Consider the following 22,662-nt stretch of genomic DNA (forward strand, 5'->3'; position numbering starts at 1 on the left):
TTCGTATCGTCCCCCTTCTACTAATGCTCGCATGTTTGATGACCACGGCATCGGCTTTCGCTCAGACGGATCCGCGAATTCCAAGCGGAGACATCCGCGTCCACTATTTCCGCCCCGACGGCAAGTACACGGGCTGGACGGTGTATGCCTATGGAGACACCACAGAGCCTAACGACTTCCCGGATGGACCGGTTGCCATCACCGGCTCAAATTCCTTTGGAGTGTACTTCGACGTCGGCGTGACGGCTACCGCCCAGAGTGTCGGGCTCATCCTTCATAACGGTGCCACGAAGGACCCTGGCGGTACCGAGTTCGTTGACCCCGCAACCCAGGGCAACGAATACTGGCAACTCGCCGGCAGCGACGCTTTGAGCACCACCAGGCCCTCGATCGGACAAGATCCCCCGATCCCCGCCAACCATGCCCGCATCCACTACTATCGTCCAGATGGAAACTACGACAACTGGGTCTTGTACGTCTATGGCGCGACCACGGATCCAGACAGCGACTTCTGCGGTACGAACGACGAGTTCGCCGGGTATGACAGTTATGGCCCATATTTCGATGTTGCCGTCACTTCAGGACACCTCGGCTTCATCATCCATAATTGCACTACCGGGACGAAGGATCCCGGCCCCGATCAGTCTCTCCAAATTCCACAGCAACTGGAAGCCTGGGTTGTCTCCGGCAATCCCACCGTTTTCTTACAACTACCCACCGCCGCCCAGCTGCTACAGGGTCCCTTCAATCAGCTTCAGGCTTACTGGATCGACGCGTCTACAGTCGCAATTCAGCCTGAGTATTTCCAGACGGGTTATACCTACTCCCTGGTCGCAAGTCTTTCTGCGGGACTTCAGATCACGACGACCGGTCTCACGGGTGGCACCTCTATTCCGCTCACGCCGTTCTCTGGAACCTTGACCGCGGAGGAACTGACCCGCTTTCCGCAGCTTGCAGGTTATGCCCTCTTCAAGCTTCCGGAGACTATCAAGCCGGCCGTGTTGACGGCGGCGCTCAAGAGCCAGTTACAGGTGACCTCTGCGGCTTCTGACGGCACCCTGAAGTACAGCACGGGCGTGCAGACCTTCGGCGCTCTGGATGCTCTGTTTGCCTACACGGGTAAGCTCGGGGTGGTCTTCCACCATCCCAGCGATCGCTTCTGGTTCGACTGGGAAGATGATGACTGCTTTCCGGTGAAGATCAAGGTTTGGGCGCCGACCGCGAAGACTCTATCTCTCTTGTTGTTCGACAATCCGACCGACACGGCTCCATCAAAGACGGTCGCAATGCACGAGCACGGAGGGGTGTGGGTGGCCGGGGGGGACGATGGCTGGAAGGGCAAATACTACCAGTTGCAGGTAAGCGTCTATGTCTCCGCGGACCAGGCGATCGATACCAATATAACAACCGATCCTTACTCGATAGACCTCTCGCTCAACGGCTTGATGAGTCGCATTACGGATCTGCAAGCGGAAGACACCAAGCCTCCAGCATGGGATTTCCTACAGTCTCCGCCCATCGCAAGCCTTGCGGACACGAGTATCTATGAGTTGCATATTCGCGACTTCAGCGTCGGCGACTCGACTGTGCCCGCTGCTCTGCAGGGAACCTATGAGGCCTTTGCCGACCCGGAGACCAATGGCATGCGCCACCTCCGCACATTAGCTCGATCCGGGTTGAAAGCGGTCCACATACTGCCCAGCTTTCACTTTGGAAGTGTCAATGAGGATAAATCCACCTGGGCATCGCCGGGAGCTCTGTCGCCAAATCCTCCAGATGGCCAACAGCAGCAACAAGCCATCGAGAACGTGCAAAATCTTGACGCTTATAACTGGGGCTACGATCCGGTCCATTACATGGCTCCAGCCGGCCAGTATGCCATCAATCCCACGGAACGCGTTCGCGAGTACCGCACCATGGTGGAGGGCCTTCATGCCTCAGGCCTGCGTGTCATCCAGGACGTAGTCTTCAATCACACCTACACCGCAGGAGAGACCCCAAGCGCGAACTTCGATGAACTGGTGCCGAACTACTATCACCGGCTCGATGCCAATGGCGCGTTGGAGAACGGCTCCTGCTGCCCCGACACAGCAAGCGAACACCAGATGATGGAAAAACTGATGATCGATACTGTTGTCCTAAACGCGAGAGGGTACAAGATCGATGGCTTCCGCTTTGACGCCATGGGACTGCATTTTGTCTACAACATGGTCGACATTCGCAACGCCTTGAATGCGCTCACGATGGAGAAGGACGGTGTTGACGGAAGGAAGATTTACATCTACGGCGAAGGCTTCCAGATCGCGGAGGCGGCAAACAATGCGATCGGCCCGAACGCCAGCCAGACGAATCTGTATGGCACGGGCATCGGCAGCTTCAACGACCGCATGCGCGATTCGGTTCGCGGGGGGTACGCCTTCGGGACTGACTTCCAGGACCAGGGCTTTGCCACTGGCTTGTTCACTGATCCGAGTGCCTACACGAGCCAGAACGCGGCTACATCGAGTCAGCTTGCGACCTTGCTCGGACAGGCTGATCTCATCCGGCTTAGCCTTGCGGGTGCGCTTCAAAACTACAGCTTTATCGATGCGCAGGGACAGCCCGTTACGGGCGCGCAGTTGACCTTCGATGGGCAACCGGCGGGATATGCCGCAACGCCGCTCGAGAATGTGAACTACTGCTCGGTGCATGACGATCAGTCGCTCTTTGACGCGATCCAGATCAAGTCGTCCGCCGCGGATACGATTGCCATGCGTGCGCGTCGTCAAGCCGTTGCGATGAGCTTGATCACGCTGGCACAGGGTATTCCTTTCTACTACGCCGCGGATGATCTGCTTCGCTCCAAGGACATGGATGACGGCAGCTACAACTCTGGCGATTGGTTCAACAAAATCGACTGGAGCGGACAAGGAGACAACTGGGGCATCGGGCTTCCGATCGCCAACGTGAATCAGGCCTCATGGCCTATCTACCGGCCCCTGCTTGCAAATACGGAATTAAAGCCAACCCCGCAGAACATCGCTACGACAACGGATGCCTTCCAAGAGTTTCTTCAGATCCGCTACAGCACTGGCCTCTTTCGCATGACCTCCGCGGAGGAGGTTCAGACAAACCTCAGCTTCCTGAATACAGGGGCGAACCAGATTCCCGGTCTGATCGTCATGAAGCTGGATGACCACGGCCACAACTATGGCGGAGCGCATCACATCGTCGTCTTCTTCAACGCGAGTAATGCCCCTGTCACTTTTACAGATGCCGCACTGGCGGGAATGGCGCTGCATCTCCATCCATTTCAGCAGCGCTCTTCGGATCCAATATTGAAGCAGGCCGCCTTCACAGCCAAGGAAGGAACAGCAACGATCCCGGGCCTAACTACTGTGGTGTTTGTTAGTGATAATGAGTAGATGATTGCTCGAGGCATGTGTCCTCATAGTATGTAGGAAAACCGGCAACGGTCTCCCAGTGTTGAAGCAAACGACAGCTGTGAGACCGTAGCAAAAGATGGACGAAAGTTAGGCGCTCTCTTGCCATTCTTGGGTTGCAGGAGCCACATCAAATGTTGGGTATGACTTTAGGGTTGTGCACATCTTCTACGGCCTCATGACTGCTTTTGTTCAGTTCGACGTGAATTATTCTGAGAGCGCTGTCGAAGATATCGAGCCCATAGATAGTGATCGGGCGTCTAGCACGTAAAAGAGCCTTCCTGCAGAAAAGTTAACATAATTGCTCTCGCGGATGGAACGAAGCATCCGGATTCCGAAGAGATCCTATGACCGCCAATAGTCGTGTCGCCAGATCAAAAAGCAGATTGGGGAAGTCATGATCAATCTGGATATACAGAACGCGATGAAGTGGACTCCTGCGGAGTACGTCGCGGGGTATCATGCGCGACTTTATGCACTACCTACCACCATATCGGCTAGCCACAGTTGGCAGTGCGGCTGGAATGATGCGAACGTCGAAGCCCTTGAGTCCGCTCGTCACATGCGCTCCCAGATGGAAGATGGCGGATACGCCAATATTGAGACGTGGGATCTTCTGTTTGAGGCTGGCAACAATGCCCGAATAAACGGTATCGTGTTTGAGGAGGGACTCACCGAATATTGGAAGAAGGGCTGGATTGCTGCGGATATTAGTTTAGGAAGAGCTTGCCGTCCAATAAAGTCACTTTGAGATGTCAGGCGGCTTCATTGTCGTCGCGGTGATCGAAAGAATTAGGTTTTTACCAAAAAGCACGGCACCCTCATGCAACGACACTCCAGCCTTTCAACGGATCCAGGTGTCAACCTTCTGCTGCGCGAAAGATCGTACCGTCTTCCTGTTCCGATAAACCTCACCTCTACATCAGATGATGTGGCCTCGACCCGTCGAGACCGCTCTGACTTTAGGGAAATGAAGTTTGTATAAGATTTATCTCATCTGCCAATATTGCTTCGCCCGTAGCTACGACTACGCGATTCCTTCCGTTTCGTTTTGCCGCATATAAAGCTTTGTCCGCCGCGGCCACCAGTGCGTCGGGAGTCATCCATCCACCTATTGAGGCCGTTGCGATGCCGATGCTGACGGTTAGAAAAGGGGCGACTGAAGAGGCGTGATGTGGCAATTGAAGCGTTTCAACGGCTAGTCGTGCGCACTCGGCAAGCTGCTCGGCACTTTCGGCGGAGGTATCCGCGAGGATGACGGCAAACTCCTCACCACCGTAACGCGCGGCCAAGTCCGTTTGCCGCTTGGCGAGGCGTTTGAGTTCCAGCGCAACAAGTGCCAGATATTTATCGCCTTGCTGGTGTCCCTGCGAATCGTTGAGTGCTTTGAAGTGATCTACATCCAGCATCAAGAGACTCACGGGGGCAGTAGTTCTTGTCATCCGCGCGCATTCCTCCTCCAGCTTGAGATTGAACACGCGCCGGTTGGCCAACCCGGTGAGCGTATCGGTGAAGGAAAGCCGCTGCAATTCCTGATTTGCCTTAAGTAATTCCTGCGTCTTTTCGTCGACTATTCTTACTAGTTCACGCTCTCTGTTCTTCGCGTGCGCCATGCGCCAGCGGATCATTGTCGCTACCACGGAGCAGAGCATGAGTGCGCAAATACAAAGGAACCACCATGACAAGTACCACGGAGGGAGAATGACAAACGGGAACTCGGCTCGATTTTTCTTCCAATCGCGATCGCCGTCCTTGGCTTCCACTTGCAGCCGGTACGCGCCGGGGGCCAATTGGGCGAACTGCAGCTTTCTTTCGGTCGTCTCCGTCCACGCCTCAGCGCCATTAAGTCTGTAGCGGAAGAGAACTGCCGTCTGTTTTTGAGCGCCTGGTGTTGCATATTTGGCAGTCAATGAGTTGGACGAAGCGCCAAAATGTGGGTTGCTCAGACCAGAGACATCCGTCCTCCCCATGATGAGATGGGTAAAAACGACTTCAGGCGACATCTCAAGGGAATTGCGTGGATGCGACTTGAAGCTGGAGAGTCCTCCAGAGGTCCCGATCCAGACAGTACCGTTGGCTTCTGCGGCAAATCCGTGCAGATCGCAGTCGTCCCAGCTTAGCCCATCACGAATGTCATAGTGGTCCCAGCGGCTTCCGTCCCAGGTATCTACTCCCCGCTCCGTTCCGGCCCACAGCCGCCCCTGTGCGTCAAAATCGAGAAAATAGATAAGACCGGTCGTACCGGGTCTTTGTATACCCTTATCGATCTTCATGCCACCAGCGGAGGGTTGCAGACGGTCAATGCCGCCACCGAGGCGATACCCTACCCACATGATCCCGTCCGCGCCGGCTCCGAGTGCCGACACTTCTTTGTTGCTCATTCCATCGGCGGGGAGGTTCTTCCAAACGCCGTTCACGCAATCAAACAGCCCGCCGTCCCCGCCGGCCCAGATGGTACCGTCGCTTGCCTCGGCAACTGCCCAGAAACGGTTCGCGGGCAGTTCAGTGATGCGCGAAAACCGTTCATAGGGAGCCGTTGACACAAATAGCCCAGCTTCTGTGGCAACCCAGAGCCGATGCAGCCGGTCAAAGCGCAAGGTGTAAGCGTCTTTGGCGCTCAATCCTTGCTTCTCGCCGAACCAGGTCACGCTGCCGTCTACAGGGCGCATACGAGCCGCGCCATGGGCCTCCGTACCAACCCAAACATCGCCATCCGGTGCCGCCTGAACGCTATGGACGGCGGAACTCCCGAGACTCTCGACTTTTGTCCACGCCATAGCAAAACCTCGCCGTCGACCGCGAAACATCCCGGCTTCCGTGCCGACTAAAAGCGATCCGTCGGCGCGCGGCAGCATCTCGTAGACTAGATCGCTACCCAATCCGCTGGCGGTGGTATATGACGTCCAATCCTCGTATCCGCGCCACTGTGCTAGCCCGCGACCCGCCAGACCAATCCAGAGGGAGTGCTGACGGTCCTCGAGGGTCGAATAAACGGTTCCTCGAAGGCCAGTGGAGCGATCGATCTTCTGCCAGCCGTCTTTATCTCGGAGCAGAAGTCCTTCTGCGGAAGGAAGTAGGATTCGCCCTTCGTCGTCGGTACCGGCGATACCACCGAGGGCATCCACAGGAATAGGCAGATCCGGCCTGCGAAACTTGGCCTTCCCTACTGGCAACTCAAAGGCTCCAAGCTTCCCTTCTCTCACCCATACATTTCCGCCGTGATCTTTTCGAATCGTGAGAGTAGAGCGTTCCGGAAGTCCAGAGTCTTTCCCAAAGATCGCTGTACTCTTGGAATCCATGCGACAGAGCTCCAGTCCGCAGCCGTACCAGACTGTGTCACCATCCACCAGTACTCCAAAAGCGCCGGTCCCTCTAACCTGGGCTGGCTGAGGGATCACTCTGGCCTCAAATCCATCATTGTGGACGGCGATCGAGAGCACGACAAGACCAGAGTCCGTTCCGATATAAGTGTGGCCTTTACCATCCGCTTGGATACCTTGCGCCCAACTCACGGACTTGAAGGCGACGTTAAGCTTTTCGAAGTGATTGCCGTGTAGATTGTAGAGCCCAAAGTTGCCGCCAACGAGCAAGGTGCCGTCAGGAGCCTCGCCCAATCCGGCGGCTGAGGAGGATGGGATGCCCTGATCTGGTCCGAACTCCTCAAACCGCTCTCCGTCGTAACGAAATATCCCGTTTTCTGTACTGACCCATATGAAACCAGCGCGGTCTTGATAGATTTCTCTGATCGTAAGGTTAGTAAGACCTTCGCTGTCTCCGAGATATCGAAAGCTGTATTCCTGAGCCTGCACCATTCCGGTTGCAAATAGGAGCAGTGCCAGGACAATCGCGTTTCGCAGAAAATTCATTGTGAAATCACTATCGGCTTTTAGGTTTTGGAGAGCTGTACTGTGAGTAGCTTTCGTGAGCGCAAACCGCGCGACTGAAACTGAATACTCGTAGTTGCCGGTCTCAAAGACTGTGAAATAACACCGGGAGCGGAGCAACTCGACGCCTGCACTTAGGAAGGAGCGCAACGTAATCCAAGGCCATGAGACAAAGTGAACTCACTTCAAAGCACGATGCGTGTCCTCCTCGCAGAGGAGAAACTTACATAAGCGTCTCTGTTTATCGGGTGGCTACGGATCACAGGCACCTTGGATCCTGACAAGTATTCAGGACCGTACTGTAAAGGTAGCCCCTTCACATGAGTTGGTCTGTCCTCAGAATGACTGAAGCATGTACAACTTATGGGCGAGTGCGTTTCAGAGCGGAAGATATCTTTGAAATCACTCTTTTGCGCTCCGTCTCCCTATACGAGCAAGACTTCTGATGAAAGAAACGGTCCGTTCATGTCCAGACGACCCGAGGTGGAAAGAAACTCAAAGTGCAGTTGCATCCCAGGTGTTGAACACAAATGCTTCTAGCAATTTCCTTTCACGTGCAGCCGACTCCATTTGCCTGAGATTATCTTGCAGGGAATTCGGATCGCCACGATAACCAAGCGCCCAACAGGCAACAGCGGTAAACTCTTCTGGTATCGTGAGCTTCTCCCGCAGAACGTCCCGGTTGAACCCGGCCATCCCGTGCGTATGCATGCCGAGGGCCGTCGCCTGTAATGCAATGTTGGCAGAAGCTGCGCCAACATCATGCTCGGCCATGCCATTTGGCGCGCCATTATGGGAGAATGTCTTCTTTGCGCAAGCTGCAAACAGGACCGGTGCAGCCTTCGCCCACAGCTGGTTTAGGGGCATCAAGGCGTCGAAGATCGCCTGCCACGTAGCATCGCCTTTACGGCCCACTACGAACCGCCAAGGCTGTTCATTGTGGGAAGACGCTGCCCATGCGGCCGCGGTAAAAATAGTCTTAAGGTCTGCGATCGAGACCGGCGTTTCGGCGAACGCACGTGGGCTCCAACGCTGCAGTAGCAATGGCTCAACCGGCACCGTGGCAACCCCTTGCTTGACCTGATCCAAATTACTGTTGTTAGGCATTATGCATTTCTCCTTGGCGGCAAGTACGAGGTTGTGGTGCTTAAGGTGCGAGCCGAACTGCCCAGATTCTTCCTAACGCACATACTTGAGCCGGTGCGCCGAAGTCTCATCGAAAGACGCAGTTACGTGTTAGCAACCAAAACTCCTAGAAAAACAAAACGTGGCACCCAGAACGCGAGAGTGATCTCGGGCACTTTGCTCACCGTGGCTCTGACTTGTTCTTTCATCGTTTGCCCCCCGTCAGAGTGACAGGCACAATCGCTCCGGCTAGCACCCATCGCTCAACGATCGCGATGTCACCGTCCGACAAACGCTCCCGTTTACTGGGCATTGGCATTGGATCGTTCGACGGTCCCTCGTGCCGAATGAGGCGAATCAGAAGCGAGTTCGCCGCATCTCCCGGGACTACGACTGGCTTGTTCCGTCGATCCAAGAGCATGTCTTGACGCGAGCCTAGACTCAATCCTCCGCGGTGGTTTGAATCCCCGTGGCAGCGAACGCAGTGAGCAGCGAAGATTGGCTGTACCTGTTGGGTATAAAACTCTGGTTTGCTTGCGTCACTTTGAGCCTGTGTCGCCTGACTATCGACTACGCTCATAAGTGCAGCCATGGCCACAACCATCGACAAGATCTTCATTCATCTATCTTGATGGCTGGTGATTGGCTCTGCTGTTTAAAACGGTGTGAAGTTGTCTGGATTTGTAGTCTTCGCGCGAACGAACGGCGTTCCATTATGCCGGCCAAACGTACAGATAACCGACCCCACGGACACTCTGTATACGGTCGCAACCATCGGGACGAGGACCAAGCTTTCGCCTCAGATTGCTGATATGGAGGTCGATACTTCGGTCGAACGGCACAAAGGCGCGCTCAAGTATGTTTGCCACCAGCCACTCCCTCGTCAGGACCTCTCCTGGCGCTTCGCAGAAGCTGCGCGTGAGATCGAATTCCGTTGAGGTCAACTTGATCTGTTCCCCTTTTCGAAGAACCATACGCAACGCGAGATCAATTTCAAGATCTCCGGAATAGATCTTGGGTGGTCTTCCAGCACTGGAAGGTCCTTTCCAGGCCGAGCGTCGCAAGATAGCCGTCATTCGAGCCAGTAATTCACGCGTGCTAAATGGTTTTGGCAGGTAGTCATCCGCACCTAATTCGAGCCCAAGGATGCGATCTACTTCATCGCCTTGGGCAGTAAGCATGATGACCGGCGTAAGCGTCTGCTTTCTAAGCTCCCTGAGCACATCGAATCCCCGTGTATCGGGTAACATCACGTCGAGCACGATGAGTGCGAATGAGCTTTCTAAGGCGCATCGCAGCCCTTCCTTGCCTAGAAAAACTGTTTGCAGGTCGAGGCCCTCCGAGGCGAAGCGTGTTCTCAGAAGCTCACACAGGTCTTGATCGTCATCGATCAAAAGGATCTTCGGTCTTTCGATGCCGGCAGGTGGCTGCATTGAGACACTTCCGGAGTTTGGGGCCACGAATGGGATGCGCGTCATAGAACCATTGTCCTCTATGCCTGTTCTTTAAGGCTTAGGGGAAAACACCGCGATCCGAGGTGCGCTCAGCAGTGCCGCGTAGGTTAGGTACACGCGATGCGTCTGGGGATCGACAATCAGGGTGTGGGCAAACGGGTGGGTATGGATATTGTCGAGGATGCGATAATCTTCCCCCTCCTGCTCGATCACCGTCATCACACCCTGGATGCCAGCGGTGTAGATGCGATGACTCTCAAGATCCAGGGCGACTGAATCCGGCTTGCCACCCACCGGCAGGAAGGCGATCACTTTGTGTTGTTCGAGTGAGAAGACCACAAGTTGCGAACTTCCCATACAGACCGCGTAGAGGCGACTTTGGACGGGGTCAAGCGCGAGCCCGGATGGACCGACGCATGGTGCCAGTTGCCATCGACCGACGACAGAACCAGTCTTCAGATCCACCGCTGCAATCTCGTTCGTGTCATGCAGGTTTTGATAAATGACGCCGTGCTGCGCGTCGGCGGCAGGATATTCGGGCACGCCTCCTAGCGGAATTGTCGCTACAGTTTGCAGCTTTACCGGGTCGATGATCGTTGCCAGCTTAGGCGTTCCGTTTGCGACATAGATCATGCGGCTCGCAGGATCATAAATGATTGCGTCCGCGTCGTCGGCGATCGGAATTCGTCCCAACAAGGTAAGAGAGCTGGGTTGAAACACGTCGACAACGTTCTCAGCGCTGCGCGTGACAAATGCTTTGTCTTCGCCCGGAATCATCGCGATGCCATGAGCATTACCTGCCCCTCGCTGCTCTGAAACAGATGCGCCCGACCCACCATGATCGTTGGTCAACTGCACTTTGACGACACTGCCTGAGAGCATATTACCGACGAAGATCGTGTGGTTGGACAGAGCCATGTAGTCGAAGATGTTGAGTATGCGATCTTTCGGCAGCTCGATGAATCCTTCAAATTTCATGGAGGAGGCAGAGCTTGGCTCCCCGACGTGGCTGAGGTAAGCAATTGCAACAACCAGAACCGCCAAACCCATAATCACGATGCGCCCTCCCCACCTCAACACCGCTTTGAACAGACGTATAGATTTCTGATCGCGAGTCGAATGGTATGTCTGAACTTCGTTCTGCATCGTGTCTCCGTAGTTTGTGGTCCTCTCCTTACGCCTTCTGGCGTGAGTGAGTAAGAAAGGCAGGCGCGAGCCAATGATCACTAGCATCAACCGAAACACCCGGCAGTGCCGTCAGGATGTGATCAGATTCGTCATGATTTGTACGTTTTTGGTAGTTCTAGCTGAGCGTCGAAGACTTCCCTGTGAGGGTATGCGCCGGGGCAGCGGCATGATCTAGGAGCTTGTTGAAATAGGGATCGTTGTCGCTGACTGGAGGGTGGTTTCAGGTCATCAAGGTTGCTTGGTTGTGTCTTCTTCTCATCCGTCCTGGCTGAGTGCCTTGTTGAACAGTCAACGGGCGTTTTCAGGCGCACTGCTGCTGAAGGCCTTACGCCGCTTGCTGGGCGATGAGCCTTGGCAGGCGCAGGAGGTTGTGGGCGGCGCAGCTGAAGACGAAGATCCAGTCCACCTTATGCAGACCGCGCAGCTTGACTTGCCGAACAGGGCCGGTCTGCTTCAGCCATCCGAAGCTCTTCTCGACCAGCCATCGCCGGCTCAGGCTGATCGCATATCCGGGATGCCGGGTGGTTCTGCGATCCATATTCGAGCGGCGTCCCTTCTCGTTCTTCGTCACATGCGCGGTCACGTTCAGCGCCCGGGTGGCGGTGACGAAGTCCTTGGTGTCGTAGCCTTGTCGGCACCGACGGTGATCCGCCGTGAGCTGCCCTTTTGCTTCGCGTCAAGCAGCAGCAGCGCGGCTTCGCGCTCGGCATAGCCATCGGCCTGAGTGGCCATCGCGGCGGCGATCAGGCCGTTGCGGTTCTCCACCAGCGCGTGGCCGAGATAGGCCAGGTGCGATTCCTTGCCATAGCTCTTCTTGTAGAGCCTGGCATCCGGATCGGTCGTCGATTCATGCGTCTCGTTGGTGCGCTGCCGGCCGTGGAAGTTCGTGCCGTCGCCATCGGAGCCGTCCTTCTTGCGGAAGCTCTTCTGAGATGCCCAGGCCTGGATCAGCGTCCCGTCGACGGTGAAGTGCTCGTCGCTCATGAAGCGCTTGGCCTGCTTGTTGACCTCGGCAAAGAACTGCTGCGCCACTTCGCTGGTGAGCAGGCGGTCCCGGTTCTTCGAGAACACGGCGTGGTTCCACACCGCATCATCCATGCCGAGGCCGACGAACCAGCGGAACAGCAGGTTGTAGTCCAGTTGTTCCACCAGTTGCCGCTCCGATCGGACCGAGTAAAACGCCTGCAGCAAAAGCGCCCGAAGTACATACTCGGGCGCGATCGAGGGACGGCCAGAGGCCGAGTACATCTCGTCGAACGCCCCGCTCAGAGAGGCCAGAACCACATCCGTCAGCCTACGTATCTCACGCAGCGGATGATCCTGAGGCACACGCTGCTCCAACGTCACATAGCTGAACATCCCACCCTGCAACCGCTCGTCTCCACGCATACTCCATAGACGAGCGCAAACAAATATCGGACGAAGAGTGGAACCTATTTCAACAAGCTCCTAGAGGAATCTCGATAAGAATCTCCAAGCCCGACGGAGACAGGTTCTTCGCAAGAATTGACCCTCGGTGCATCCGAACTGCTTCAAGAGCAATGGCCAACCCAAGGCCATTGCCAACCTGTGAGACAGAACCACCTTTTACCTGGAAAAATGGTTGAAAGATCGCAGAAAGATAATCTTCCGGCACGCCGGGCCCATGATCACGGATGCGCACCTGAACGGACGTGCCTATTGATTGATCTGTGACTTGAAGATCCACCAACACTTGAGCGCCCGTCTCCGAAAACCGGATTCCGTTGCGAACGATATTCTCAACAGCACTTCTCAGCGCCGTTGCATCTGCAGGCAAGTCCAGCCGTGCCAAGGCGGAGCGGAACAGAACACGCTTCCCATTCGCCCGCGCCTCAAAGTCTCCGTCCGTGCAAACTTCTTCCACGAGCTGGACCAGATCCAGGCTCTGTCGTTCCTGGTAGCCCAGACCGGTATCGAGACGGGATAACGTGAGCAGCTGCCCCATCAGGATATCCAACCGGCTTACATCACGGTCGAGGTGAGCTAAAGCGTTCTCCGCTTCTGAGACCCGGCCGTCACGGAGAACCTCGACGGCAAGTGTGATTCTAGCTAGAGGAGACCGCACCTCATGGGAGACGGAGTTGAGCAGAGACTTCTGCGATCGTATGAGAGATTCGAGCCGGGAGACCATCCCGTCGAAGTCCCTAGCCAAAGCAGCAAGCTCGTCTCCTCGCAGATGTACTTCCGGCGCGACCCGGGCACTGAGGTTCCCAAGCGCCACCTCACGCGCTGCGGCCTGAATGTGGTGTACCGGAGAAACGATGTGGTAGGTCAACCACCAACAAAGGATCGTGACCACGGCTCCGATTGCAGCCACAGCCCAAAACGCCGAAAGACCCCAGATCTCGCGAAACTGACCAGGGCCGTCTCGCATTTCAAGCAGAAGGGTATAGGGGCGCCCTGAGCGGCTGAGATATCTGTAAGCAGCAAGGTGCGGGCCGAAGACGGTCAACTGCCCCAGTCGAGCTTCTTTCGCGGCGCGGACTCCATTGGGAGGGAGGGACCTTGACAGGACATCTGCGTAGAACCCATCAAGGAGGAAAAGCGTTCCCTGATTCTGGCTGAAATTGTGTTCAGAGAATTGAGTGAACGCAGGCGCTCCCCCGGTCTCAAAGGTATCGACAGCTTCGGCGGCCAGCAGCGGCGCGACGGTTGCATACATATTGCCTTGGGGAACAACATGAACACCGGTAAGCGCACTGCCGACAGAGAAGGCCACATGGATGGATATCGTAGTGAGCCAAAACCAGCCGAAGATCTTTAAGAAAAGGCGTGATCTTGGAACGTGTTGTAGAACCGCTGCAGTTCGATTGGTGAGGCTTTCGAACATATCGCCTCCTCTGACAATTCTCGCGCGACAGGTAGATCCAAGGTTGGCTACTAACGTCTCCAAGTTTACTTAATTCTCGTCGACGTAAACTTGAGGACGTTTCCGTACTTCTAAGCATCGGTAGTGCCACCGCGTGTCAAGGAAGTTACGACCGATTCCGCTTCTTACTGCTCTGATGTGAGCCGAATACAACGTCCCAAAACGACGTTACTACTCCGAAGTTGCAATGGTCGAGACGGTGATGAACGCTATGAGCCGCCCATCTCTTCTGTAACCATCGAAAGGGTATCTGGTTGATGCGGGTCGTGTGTTCAACGTGATGAAGAATCCCAAAATAGCAGTAACCACTTGCGACACCGCAGGTGAAGAAGGAAGCGTATTGAAGATGGAGGGCACGATCCAGGAGCAGCCAGACCAGTGTCAGTGTGACGATGCTAGTAGGAAAGAAGAAGGCAGAACGCTCTTCAGGGGCTTTATGGTGACTTTCATGAAGGCGAAAGAGCAGCCCCCCCGAACCATGAAGAAGCCACCGGTGAACTGAATATTCGATCAGACTGAATACGGTCAAGCCAGAGAAGAAGCTGAAGATGGCAGAGGGCCAGTTCCAGTGTTGTCTATATCCGAGATACGCGAACAGAAGAGGACACGTGAAGTCAGTCGCGTAGGAGGCCCAATAGTTGAGATGGCTCTCCGACACGTCCTGCGCGATAGGGCCTATCACTCGACTGAGCTTTCTGAATCTTTCAAGTAGCCTTACCGTCGCGACAACTTTGATCATCCTTCATTCCTCGAAAAACTTACTGGGGCCGTAGATCCGCACTTCGTTGTGGCAGGCAGGGACAGCCCGGGGGTCCGAGCGGAGTTGATTCTCAATTTGAGAAAAACGATTCATGGCGCTTCCAGACCGGACGCTGATGACAGCCGCAATGCCGATGAAGAGAAGGCCCAAATTCGGACCAGCGTGCGGGGTCTGCAAGCCTATGTAGGATCGTGCGGTCCACAAATGGACCATCCACTTTGTCAATCGCGCAAGACTGGCGAACACACTCAACTCGATTGCCTTTCTTGGGCTAAGGCAGTTTGTCCATTTCGCGGGGTATTCCACAACAGATGTCACCCTAATCAGATACGTCCACATCATGATGGCACTGTTCACGAGTTGCGACAGATCGATTGGATAGAGCCAACGAGCCAGACCAAGAATAGCGGTGGATCTCAAGAAGCGGAAATGGGACGATTCCAAAGCCTGCCGGCCGATAAAGCTACACACGGCTCTCGAGCCGGCAAAGCCATTCGTCCAAATGGCTGGAGTTTCAGGTAAGCAACCAAAGAGCAGCATCGTGAGAATCATGCCAGCCTTCTTTCGCTCTCCATTTTTGGGGAACCCCCAATTGCCGCTTTTGCAAGGTTTTGCATGAGCATCGATCTTCCCCTTCTCAGCCTGCTCTTGAACGCCCCCGCGCTAAGCCCCATCCCGCTCGCACTGCGCGCAATTGACCCTCCATCGTGACTTTGTGCAGGGAGACGATTCGATGCTTTCGTGGAAGACGCTGCATTGCGCGTTTGACCGCATCAAACCGTTCCCTGTGCGAACATTGCAGTTCTGGTGACGGTTGATGGTCTTGCAAAGAAGTCCCTGTTTTGCTGGAAAACTGCTTTTCTGCGTCATCTAGGGAGACCCACATTGCCCGACGAGACTTTCTCCTGGCTGATCGAACAGAGTTAATGCCGATTGCAATCAACCACGATGAGAATTTGCAGTCTCCGCGAAATTTACCGATGTTCATGTAAGCACGGAAGAGGGCATCTTGCACAGCGTCTTCAGCCTCTTCTGTGCTTGCGGCTAAGCGCAGGACACTCTTGTACAAAAGGGTCTGGTGGCGTGACAACAATTCGTCGGCTGCAGCTGATCCGCCATTTCGAGCGGCTTTCACTAATTCATCATCGGTAAGGGTTTGCATCTTGCCAGTGAAGTCTCGGACGAGGGAATCAACGATCGTCGATTCAACATCGAGTAATGTTTGCGAGTTCATCAATTCATCTCCAGTCAAGCCGTCACTCATGTCGGCACTTACGAGTTCCAAGACCCTCAAGAAGCGAATCGGTCACAGGAGTGGGCTACCGGATGAACCAGATGTTCCTTTGGGAGTTGGGCTCGACTTGGGTGCGTTTTTCGTTATTCTTTTGCTTACAAATTCCTCGAGCACCGCTTGAGCGGCACGTCCACCGATCCCAATAGCGGCATTGGTAAAGACAAGGCCCACCCCCCGATCTGCGTGAGGATAGTAGGCATTCGAGAGGGCGCCGGATGTCATCGTTCCAAGAAGATACGAATAGTTCGGCATCGTCTTCCCGCTATCGCTACGTGCAACAAAGGCACTGCTCAAAGCGTGATACAAGCGTGATTTCGTCGTACCAGTTCCCTGGTAGAAGTAGCGCGGATCTTGATGAAGCATGGAAGCGAACACCGCGTGGCTTAGAAAGTCACTGGAGCGTCCATCTCCGAAAAGCGCCGCCCAACGCTTGCCGTAGCCAGCTGCGCCTTGTCCATATCCACGGAAGCTATTGTTGGCTTGTTGGATGCCCGCACCTATACTGACCCCGATATAGGTAGACCAATCTAGAGTGTCATGCGCGGCAAGGGAATACTTCTGCTTTGTGGTCATCGGAGCTGCATCAGGAACATAGCTAACGTAAAAGGCTGGCGCGAAACCGAGAATCCGTTGTTTCTCTTCTTGCTTTATCTGTTCGGCAGCAATCACATCCGTCGGACGGACCTCTATCGATGTGCTCGTTGAGGCAATGGACAGCAGTGTTCTCGGAACGTCATAGGCTTGCCCAGTCGTCAGGACGAAAGGATCAGAGATAAACGGCTCGAGTCCGTCAGCATTGATCCCTACCGTATACGAGCCAGGTGGGACCGCAAAGAAGACAAACGCACCGTCCGGCTTCGACTTGATCGCGCGAACCTGGGTTCCATTAACGCTATTTAGCGTTACCCGGGCACCAACTACGCTCGCTCCACTCGGATCAAGCACTATACCCGAAATGGTTCCTTGCTCTTGTGTTTGACCGGTTGGAACAGTCTGAGCACCTGACTGAGATTCCGGAGCGTCCGGCAGATCCATACTTGTCACAGTCTTTGTAGCGGCCAGCTGCTGAGCATTCGCAGGAACGAAAGACGCAGCAACGATCAAAAGAGGGGTGCACAGGAAGGTAGCGAACCGACGTCTCGCGTTTGCGAGTAGAGGGATCTTCACTACGACGCAAGCCTCGCTCCGTGCCTTGATGTCAATCTTTGGAAGCGTGAACTTCGATTTCTCATCTTCGTGCAGAGTCTTCATATGACGACGGTAGTCGTCATATGAATGACATGCGGTCAGGATTCGTGTCTTCCTGTAAGCAAGTGTAGGCGGGTGAGGCGGAGCGCCGTCAAAGCTCCTTGCTCTCCGTTACGACCCAATTCCTAACGCTGACGCGCTTACTCCCGTTCGCGCTCGGCCTACCTATGGAAGACGCGTGGATCGGCTAGTATCCGAATGACTTGTAGCAGCTATCTGACCGAAGGTCTGCGGGCTGCTATCGTTCTTTCGCGTGCCGACCGCATCGAGGCGGTTGAGAGCGATGGTCTGCTTGTTCTTAGCGGCCCACACATGGAGCGGCACGAGCGCCCCGCGCAGGGTCTGGCCAAGTTCAGTCAGCTCGTAGTCGACGCGAGGGGGCACGGAGGGAAACAGCGTGCGTGTGACGATGCCGTCCACCTCTAGTCGCTTCAGAGTCATCGTGAGCATTCTCTGCGAGATTCCGCTGACACGCCGCTGAATCTCGTTGTAGCGCAGCGAGCCTTTGGACAGTGCTCCCACGACCATGATGGTCCATTTGTCTCCGACGCTGGAAAGCACGTCGGCGAGACCCTTGCAATCGGTGGGTGACAAGGAGTTTTCAGGAACAGAAATGTTCGTTTCGCTCAAAATAGTGCCTCCTTGTGCGGCTCCCGCGTACATCCCATAATAGCCCTACGAACAGATTGTTCGTGTTCGCACCCACATATTCTCCAGTCCGAGCGAACGAAAGGACATCATGATGCAGACATTCGCAAGCCCCTCCGCAGACGTTGCAATACAACCTCAGGTCCAGAACCCTGTCGTGAAGTCACAGCGGCGGAACAAGATCATCTACTGGACACTAACCCTCGTCATGTTCCTGCCTGCGACTGCGGGAGCATTCGTCGAAGCATTCAGACATGGACCTGCAAGCATTGTGAAGATCATGCTTGCACTCGGATATCCGCTATACCTGATGAAGATCTTGGGGGTAGCGAAGATCTTCGGTGGCATCGCTATCCTCACCGGCAAGCTACCGAGGCTGAAGGAATGGGCCTATGCGGGTCTCTCCTTCGACTTCCTCGGTGCAACGGCATCGCACCTCATTACGGGAGACGTGACGTATGCGCTCTTCCCATTCGTCTTCTTTCTGGTTCTCTTGGTGTCGTACACCTTGTGGTCTAGAACCGCTGCAACGCCGCTGCCATTTGGTGACGGGGAAGCTCGCACCTAATCTCGCGCCTAACAAGGATCGCATCACTGAGTGACCGCCAACTAACGAAAGGACAAACGAAATGCCAAAGCTTCTAGTTGTTGAGGCAAGCCCACGCGGAGAGTATTCTATCTCCCGCAATCTGACGACCAAGTTTGTGGAGCAATGGAAGACCGCGCATTCGGGAGGTGAGGTTGTGGAACGCGATCTCACGAAGATGGATCTGCCTTACGTCAACCTGCCTTGGTTGGGCGCGAGCTTGACCCCTATAGAACAGCATAATCCCGAGATGAAGGAAGTCCTTCAGCTCTCAAACGAGCTTGTGGCCGAACTCCTCGCGACGGATCACATTGCGATCAGCACTCCGGTTTACAACTACAACATCCCTGCAAACCTGAAGTCGTACGTGGACCACATCGTACGCAAGGGTTTGACGCTGGGCGTGAAGGGCGAGGGCCTGCTACATGATAAAAAGTGCACTGTCCTCATGGCATCGGGCGGCGTCTACACCGAGGGTTCGCCGATCCGCGACCGCGACATTGCGACGATGTACCTACGTCTGATTCTCAAGGTTATCGGAATCGAAGATGTGACAGTCGTTGCAGCGGGTGGAAGCAAGGTTGTCGATTTAGGAGAAAAGTCGCGAGCTGAATTCCTACAGGCGTTTGAGCCAACCGTTATCTCTGCTGCGCAGATGTAATTCCTTTTTTCCGTCGTACGTTTGAAAGGAATGCTTTATGAGCAGTACCCTAGAGGATCGAAGCTCGCAGCCTGCAGCGGCTGCACTACCTTTCATATCGACAGTAACGAAGCTCGGGAAGGTTGGACTGATCGAGTCCAACCTTTAGCGCTCGCTAAAGTTCTACGCAGGCATCATCGGCTTGCAGGTCCTAACTCGAAGCTTTACCCCTAGCCGCATTCTTACACGGAAGGCAATATATGAGCACCCACCTGCTAGCAAGAAGGAGCGGGATAAAAGATCTGACGCACCGTCTCTCTGAGCCACTTGTGCAGCGGATCGCTTTCGAAGCGCGGATGCCAAATCATGGAGTACCGTATCGGCGGTATCTCTCTTGGCGTTTTCAGACTGACAAGATCATGAAGCTCTGCCACAGGCCCTGCGATGCGAGCAGGCATCGTTAAAGCTAGGTCCGTTGTTCCCAACATGCGAATTGCTGCGTGCAGGTAGGGAAGGTTAACGGCCAGACGACGCTGGAAACCAGCTTCTCCGAGGGGTCGGTCGATAAGGCTCTGAAGGCTGGGCTGAGTTTCTACAGAGATATGCCGAAAGCTCAGATAATCCTTCATCGTGAGAGAGGGTTTCCGATGTTTTAACTTGCGGCCAAGAACGCAGAGGAAGACGTCCTCAAACAGAGGCTCCGTGCGAAACGTCGAGGGCACGGAGAGTGGACTCAGAATCAGGTGCGTTGTCACGAGTCCGCTCTCTTCATGAAACCGTTCGTGCCACGGAACCGCCTCCAAGGTAATCCCAGGCGCAAGCCGTCCACAGGCCTCAGCAAGGGGCGCCAACACGACGCTGCTTGCATAGTCGTTCATCGCCAAGCGAATGTTTCCTTCGCTTTGCGCCGGAGAGAAGGTCTCTCCGGCCCATAGTCGAGCCAGTCGAGGCATGACTTGCGCCAGTTCATCGAGCAGTTCGCTGCCACGTGGTGTCAGCTCATAGTTCCGTCCCACTCGGACCAGCAGTTCGTCTCCGAGCTCCGCACGCAGGCGGTCCAGCGCCCGGCTCATAGCGGATTGGCTGAGATGGATGCGCTCCGCTGCCCGAGTCACATTGCGCTCATGGAGCAACGCCTTGAGAGGGATTAATAGGTTCAGGTCGATGTTCCGGAATTGGACTTTGCTCATGCTACTGGCGCATACCTTCCATTCCAACAATGCATGGTGCGACTACATTCCCAGAATACTCCAATGGGAAAGGGAGAAATGCCCATGCAAAACAAACCTGTAGCTCTGGTCACCGGTGCGAACCAAGGACTTGGTCTCCAAATCGCAAAGGATCTCGTAGCGCACGGTCTCACGGTGCTGGTTGGATCGCGCAAGTTCGAGCGCGGCGAGGCGGCGGCCAAGGAGGTTGGGTCAGACGCCCACGCCCTTCAACTCGACGTGACGGATCAGGTTTCGATCGCCGCCGCGGCTGAGCGCATCCGCAAGGAGTTTGGACGGCTCGATGTGCTCGTGAACAATGCTGCGATCTCGAATACGAGTAAGCTGCCTGGACAGTCTGTCGAGGACTACTCCAGACTGAACCGCGCGAGCACCGTATCGCTGGATGAGGTGCACAGGATTTGGGAGACGAATGTCTTCGGCGCCCTTGCTGTCTACCAGGCGATGCTGCCATTGCTACGAGAGGCATCGGCAGCCCGAATCGTCAACGTCTCGAGTGGTGCTGGCTCGCTGGCCAGGGTGGCGGACCCGGCCTTCCCGCTTCGTCATATCTTTGGCCCTGGCTACTCCGCGTCCAAGACGGCCATGAACGCTATGACGTTGGCTATGGCGATCGAGCTAGAGTCGACCAATTTCATGGTTAATGCCTGTTCCCCCGGCTTCATAAAGACCAACCTGAACGCTTACGAGGGCACGGGAACTGTCGAAGAAGGTGCGCTTGAACCGGTGCGACTCGCCCTGCTGGGACCGGACGGTCCGACAGGCACTTTCACGCGCTGGGAAGGCGAAACTATCCCCTGGTAATCGAGAGACTACATAGTCAATCTAACTGGCCGCTTTGGCCTCACATCGACAGACGAAAGGACACAGCCATGAATTACCGCACCCTCGGCCGCACCGGCATCAAGGTCAGTCCATATTGTTTAGGAGCGATGATGTTCGGTGGCATCGCCAACTCCGATCACGACGAATGTATTCGTATCATCCACAAAGCGTTGGATTTCGGCATCAATTTTGTTGACACCGCCGATAGGTACAGCAACGGCGAGTCCGAGGAGATCGTCGGCAAGGCGCTCAAGGGGCGTCGTCAAAACGTAGTGCTGGCCACCAAGGTGAACGGCGCAATGGGGGAAGACCCAAACCAGCAAGGCAATTCGCGGCGCTGGATCACGTAGGGAGTCGAGGCATCGCTTCGCCGTCTGCAGACCGATCACATCGACCTTTATCAGATCCACCGGCCTTCGCCCGACACCGATATCGAGGAGACGCTCTCGGTGCTGACCGACCTGATGCGCGCGGGCAAGGTGCGCGCCATCGGGTCATCCACCTTCCCCGCTTCCGAGATCGTGGAGGCGCAGTGGGTGGCGGAGCGGCGGGGCCTGGCCAGCTTCCGCACCGAGCAGCCGCCTTATTCGATTCTCAACCGCACTATCGAACAAGAGGTGCTGCCCGTCTGCCAAAAGTACGGAATGGGCGTGCTGGTCTGGAGTCCGCTGGCTAAGGGTATGCTGACCGGGCGTTACCGCAAGGGCCACTCCTTGCCGGAGAGCCTCCGCGTCAAGGTGTTCGCGAAGCAAATGTCCGACGGGCGCAATCTCGAGGCCGTCGAACGCCTCATTCCAATCGCCGAGGGAGCCGGGATTTCGCTAACGCATATGGCGATGGGGTTTGTGATGGCTCACCCTGGCGTGACCTCGGCGATTCTCGGTCCACGCACGATGCAACAGCTAGACGATTTGCTCGCCGGCGCCGAGGTCGCGCTTACCGACGAAATCCTGGACCTGATCGATAAGGTCGTTGCGCCGGGGACCGATGCGGGACCGATGGCGCACTCTACACTCCGCCCGCGGTGATTCAGGCAAGCTTGCGGCGTCGTCCAGATCGGGTTGCAGTTTAGCCGAAGCACTGGAACTAGCGATTCAGGAGTTCCTCGATTTACGCAAAATCGCCGACGCACTTATCGACCCCGAAGGTATGAACGAGTGCACTGGCCTGAAGTCACCACGTGAGCGCCCTATCGTTTCCCAGAAAGCCGACGAGATCGAGAGCCAACTCAGTCTGTTCGGGTAATGCATTGCGGTGTCTCAGATTCCGAGGGATACGGCCGGTCTCTTCACGCTAGGACTCGTTATGATTCACTCATGCTACCAGTCGATACCGATGACCGACTCACACTCCTGGCTCTTGGAGTATTGGCTTTCATGGTGGCGGACATGAGCCACGAAGCCGTGGGTCATGGGCTCGCAACTTTCGCGGTAGGGGGTAGGGTGGATTTCATCTCAACCTGCTACGTC

Annotated in this window: 18 protein-coding genes and 3 pseudogenes; 7 read left to right on the forward strand and 14 right to left on the reverse strand. The window is 55.4% G+C overall.

What is annotated here, in order from left to right:
• Positions 1-38 precede the first annotated feature (38 nt).
• Together pulA and HDF16_RS19905 are read left to right on the forward strand one after the other, a co-directional pair.
• Positions 39-3,404: a pullulanase-type alpha-1,6-glucosidase gene (pulA, locus tag HDF16_RS19900; protein WP_184220678.1), complete on the forward strand. Its 3,366-nt coding sequence runs from the start codon at positions 39-41 to the stop codon at positions 3,402-3,404.
• 415 nt (positions 3,405-3,819) lie between these two features.
• Positions 3,820-4,173, forward strand: a complete 354-nt coding sequence (locus HDF16_RS19905) for a hypothetical protein (RefSeq protein WP_184220681.1) — start codon at positions 3,820-3,822, stop codon at positions 4,171-4,173.
• A gap of 211 nt (positions 4,174-4,384) precedes the next feature.
• Here the strand turns inward: HDF16_RS19905 and HDF16_RS30790 are convergent, their stop codons facing one another.
• Positions 4,385-6,091 carry a ligand-binding sensor domain-containing diguanylate cyclase gene (locus HDF16_RS30790; protein WP_246409328.1) on the reverse strand — a complete coding sequence of 569 codons (1,707 nt, stop codon included), beginning with the start codon at positions 6,089-6,091 and terminating at the stop codon, positions 4,385-4,387.
• Positions 6,092-6,103: 12 nt separating this feature from the next.
• On the opposite strand from HDF16_RS30790, the gene HDF16_RS30795 reads away from it, so the two are divergent.
• The gene (locus HDF16_RS30795) at positions 6,104-6,250 is read left to right on the forward strand and encodes a hypothetical protein (RefSeq protein ID WP_246409330.1); all 147 of its coding nucleotides are present in this window, start codon (positions 6,104-6,106) and stop codon (positions 6,248-6,250) included.
• Positions 6,251-7,123: 873 nt separating this feature from the next.
• On the opposite strand, the pseudogene HDF16_RS31930 reads toward HDF16_RS30795, so the two are convergent.
• From HDF16_RS31930 to HDF16_RS19965, 12 genes and pseudogenes are all read right to left on the reverse strand, one after another.
• Positions 7,124-7,288: pseudogene (locus HDF16_RS31930) on the reverse strand (hypothetical protein); the annotation flags it as partial.
• A gap of 513 nt (positions 7,289-7,801) precedes the next feature.
• A complete protein-coding gene (locus HDF16_RS19915; RefSeq protein ID WP_184220687.1) occupies positions 7,802-8,413 on the reverse strand; it encodes a nitroreductase family protein in 612 nt (203 codons plus the stop codon).
• A gap of 223 nt (positions 8,414-8,636) precedes the next feature.
• Positions 8,637-9,050 (reverse strand): c-type cytochrome domain-containing protein, encoded by a 414-nt coding sequence (locus HDF16_RS19920; RefSeq protein ID WP_184220690.1) that lies wholly within the window; start codon positions 9,048-9,050, stop codon positions 8,637-8,639.
• 94 nt (positions 9,051-9,144) lie between these two features.
• Complete coding sequence (locus HDF16_RS19925) at positions 9,145-9,864, reverse strand: response regulator transcription factor (RefSeq protein WP_184220896.1); 720 nt, start codon at positions 9,862-9,864, stop codon at positions 9,145-9,147.
• A gap of 72 nt (positions 9,865-9,936) precedes the next feature.
• On the reverse strand, positions 9,937-11,031 hold the full coding sequence (locus tag HDF16_RS19930; RefSeq protein WP_221312923.1) for a YncE family protein: 1,095 nt from the start codon (positions 11,029-11,031) through the stop codon (positions 9,937-9,939).
• 367 nt (positions 11,032-11,398) lie between these two features.
• Positions 11,399-12,462: pseudogene (locus tag HDF16_RS19935) on the reverse strand (IS5 family transposase).
• 49 nt (positions 12,463-12,511) lie between these two features.
• On the reverse strand, positions 12,512-13,813 hold the full coding sequence (locus tag HDF16_RS19940; RefSeq protein ID WP_184220696.1) for an ATP-binding protein: 1,302 nt from the start codon (positions 13,811-13,813) through the stop codon (positions 12,512-12,514).
• A gap of 256 nt (positions 13,814-14,069) precedes the next feature.
• Positions 14,070-14,702, reverse strand: a complete 633-nt coding sequence (locus HDF16_RS31935) for a sterol desaturase family protein (RefSeq protein WP_221312924.1) — start codon at positions 14,700-14,702, stop codon at positions 14,070-14,072.
• A gap of 3 nt (positions 14,703-14,705) precedes the next feature.
• Positions 14,706-15,275, reverse strand: a complete 570-nt coding sequence (locus tag HDF16_RS19950; protein WP_184220702.1) for a hypothetical protein — start codon at positions 15,273-15,275, stop codon at positions 14,706-14,708.
• 85 nt (positions 15,276-15,360) lie between these two features.
• Complete coding sequence (locus tag HDF16_RS19955; RefSeq protein ID WP_221312926.1) at positions 15,361-16,008, reverse strand: RNA polymerase sigma factor; 648 nt, start codon at positions 16,006-16,008, stop codon at positions 15,361-15,363.
• A 21-nt stretch (positions 16,009-16,029) separates the two neighbouring features.
• Positions 16,030-17,268 carry a carboxypeptidase-like regulatory domain-containing protein gene (locus tag HDF16_RS19960; RefSeq protein ID WP_184220708.1) on the reverse strand — a complete coding sequence of 413 codons (1,239 nt, stop codon included), beginning with the start codon at positions 17,266-17,268 and terminating at the stop codon, positions 16,030-16,032.
• Between the two features lie 162 nt (positions 17,269-17,430).
• Positions 17,431-17,895 (reverse strand): winged helix-turn-helix transcriptional regulator, encoded by a 465-nt coding sequence (locus tag HDF16_RS19965; protein ID WP_221312928.1) that lies wholly within the window; start codon positions 17,893-17,895, stop codon positions 17,431-17,433.
• 109 nt (positions 17,896-18,004) lie between these two features.
• On the opposite strand from HDF16_RS19965, the gene HDF16_RS19970 reads away from it, so the two are divergent.
• Together HDF16_RS19970 and HDF16_RS19975 are read left to right on the forward strand one after the other, a co-directional pair.
• Positions 18,005-18,481 (forward strand): DoxX family protein, encoded by a 477-nt coding sequence (locus HDF16_RS19970; RefSeq protein ID WP_184220714.1) that lies wholly within the window; start codon positions 18,005-18,007, stop codon positions 18,479-18,481.
• 61 nt (positions 18,482-18,542) lie between these two features.
• Positions 18,543-19,160: an FMN-dependent NADH-azoreductase gene (locus tag HDF16_RS19975; RefSeq protein WP_184220717.1), complete on the forward strand. Its 618-nt coding sequence runs from the start codon at positions 18,543-18,545 to the stop codon at positions 19,158-19,160.
• Between the two features lie 254 nt (positions 19,161-19,414).
• Here HDF16_RS19975 and HDF16_RS19980 read toward each other — a convergent pair whose 3' ends face one another.
• Complete coding sequence (locus HDF16_RS19980; RefSeq protein WP_184220720.1) at positions 19,415-20,329, reverse strand: LysR family transcriptional regulator; 915 nt, start codon at positions 20,327-20,329, stop codon at positions 19,415-19,417.
• Positions 20,330-20,413: 84 nt separating this feature from the next.
• Between HDF16_RS19980 and HDF16_RS19985 the strand changes: the two genes are divergently transcribed.
• Positions 20,414-21,172 (forward strand): SDR family NAD(P)-dependent oxidoreductase, encoded by a 759-nt coding sequence (locus tag HDF16_RS19985; RefSeq protein WP_281383521.1) that lies wholly within the window; start codon positions 20,414-20,416, stop codon positions 21,170-21,172.
• Between the two features lie 128 nt (positions 21,173-21,300).
• A pseudogene (locus HDF16_RS30280) lies at positions 21,301-22,221 on the forward strand (aldo/keto reductase).
• The last annotated feature ends 441 nt before the right edge of the window (positions 22,222-22,662 follow it).

Source organism: Granulicella aggregans (assembly GCF_014203275.1).
Classification (GTDB): domain Bacteria; phylum Acidobacteriota; class Terriglobia; order Terriglobales; family Acidobacteriaceae; genus Edaphobacter.

Bases quoted from the DNA above. Each gene is read 5' to 3' on its own strand.
- HDF16_RS19975 (WP_184220717.1), top strand. From the start codon at position 18,543: ATGCCAAAGCTTCTAGTTGTTGAGGCAAGCCCACGCGGAGAGTATTCT.
- HDF16_RS30790 (WP_246409328.1), bottom strand. From the start codon at position 6,091: ATGCGCCCTGTAGACGGCAGCGTGACCTGGTTCGGCGAGAAGCAAGGA.
- HDF16_RS19925 (WP_184220896.1), bottom strand. From the start codon at position 9,864: ATGCAGCCACCTGCCGGCATCGAAAGACCGAAGATCCTTTTGATCGAT.
- HDF16_RS19985 (WP_281383521.1), top strand. From the start codon at position 20,414: ATGCAAAACAAACCTGTAGCTCTGGTCACCGGTGCGAACCAAGGACTT.
- HDF16_RS19905 (WP_184220681.1), top strand. From the start codon at position 3,820: ATGATCAATCTGGATATACAGAACGCGATGAAGTGGACTCCTGCGGAG.
- HDF16_RS31935 (WP_221312924.1), bottom strand. From the start codon at position 14,702: ATGATCAAAGTTGTCGCGACGGTAAGGCTACTTGAAAGATTCAGAAAG.
- pulA (WP_184220678.1), top strand. From the start codon at position 39: ATGACCACGGCATCGGCTTTCGCTCAGACGGATCCGCGAATTCCAAGC.
- HDF16_RS19970 (WP_184220714.1), top strand. From the start codon at position 18,005: ATGATGCAGACATTCGCAAGCCCCTCCGCAGACGTTGCAATACAACCT.
- HDF16_RS30795 (WP_246409330.1), top strand. From the start codon at position 6,104: ATGGGCCTCCGTACCAACCCAAACATCGCCATCCGGTGCCGCCTGAAC.
- HDF16_RS19915 (WP_184220687.1), bottom strand. From the start codon at position 8,413: ATGCCTAACAACAGTAATTTGGATCAGGTCAAGCAAGGGGTTGCCACG.
- HDF16_RS19950 (WP_184220702.1), bottom strand. From the start codon at position 15,275: ATGATTCTCACGATGCTGCTCTTTGGTTGCTTACCTGAAACTCCAGCC.
- HDF16_RS19930 (WP_221312923.1), bottom strand. From the start codon at position 11,031: ATGCAGAACGAAGTTCAGACATACCATTCGACTCGCGATCAGAAATCT.
- HDF16_RS19960 (WP_184220708.1), bottom strand. From the start codon at position 17,268: ATGAAGACTCTGCACGAAGATGAGAAATCGAAGTTCACGCTTCCAAAG.
- HDF16_RS19980 (WP_184220720.1), bottom strand. From the start codon at position 20,329: ATGAGCAAAGTCCAATTCCGGAACATCGACCTGAACCTATTAATCCCT.
- HDF16_RS19920 (WP_184220690.1), bottom strand. From the start codon at position 9,050: ATGAAGATCTTGTCGATGGTTGTGGCCATGGCTGCACTTATGAGCGTA.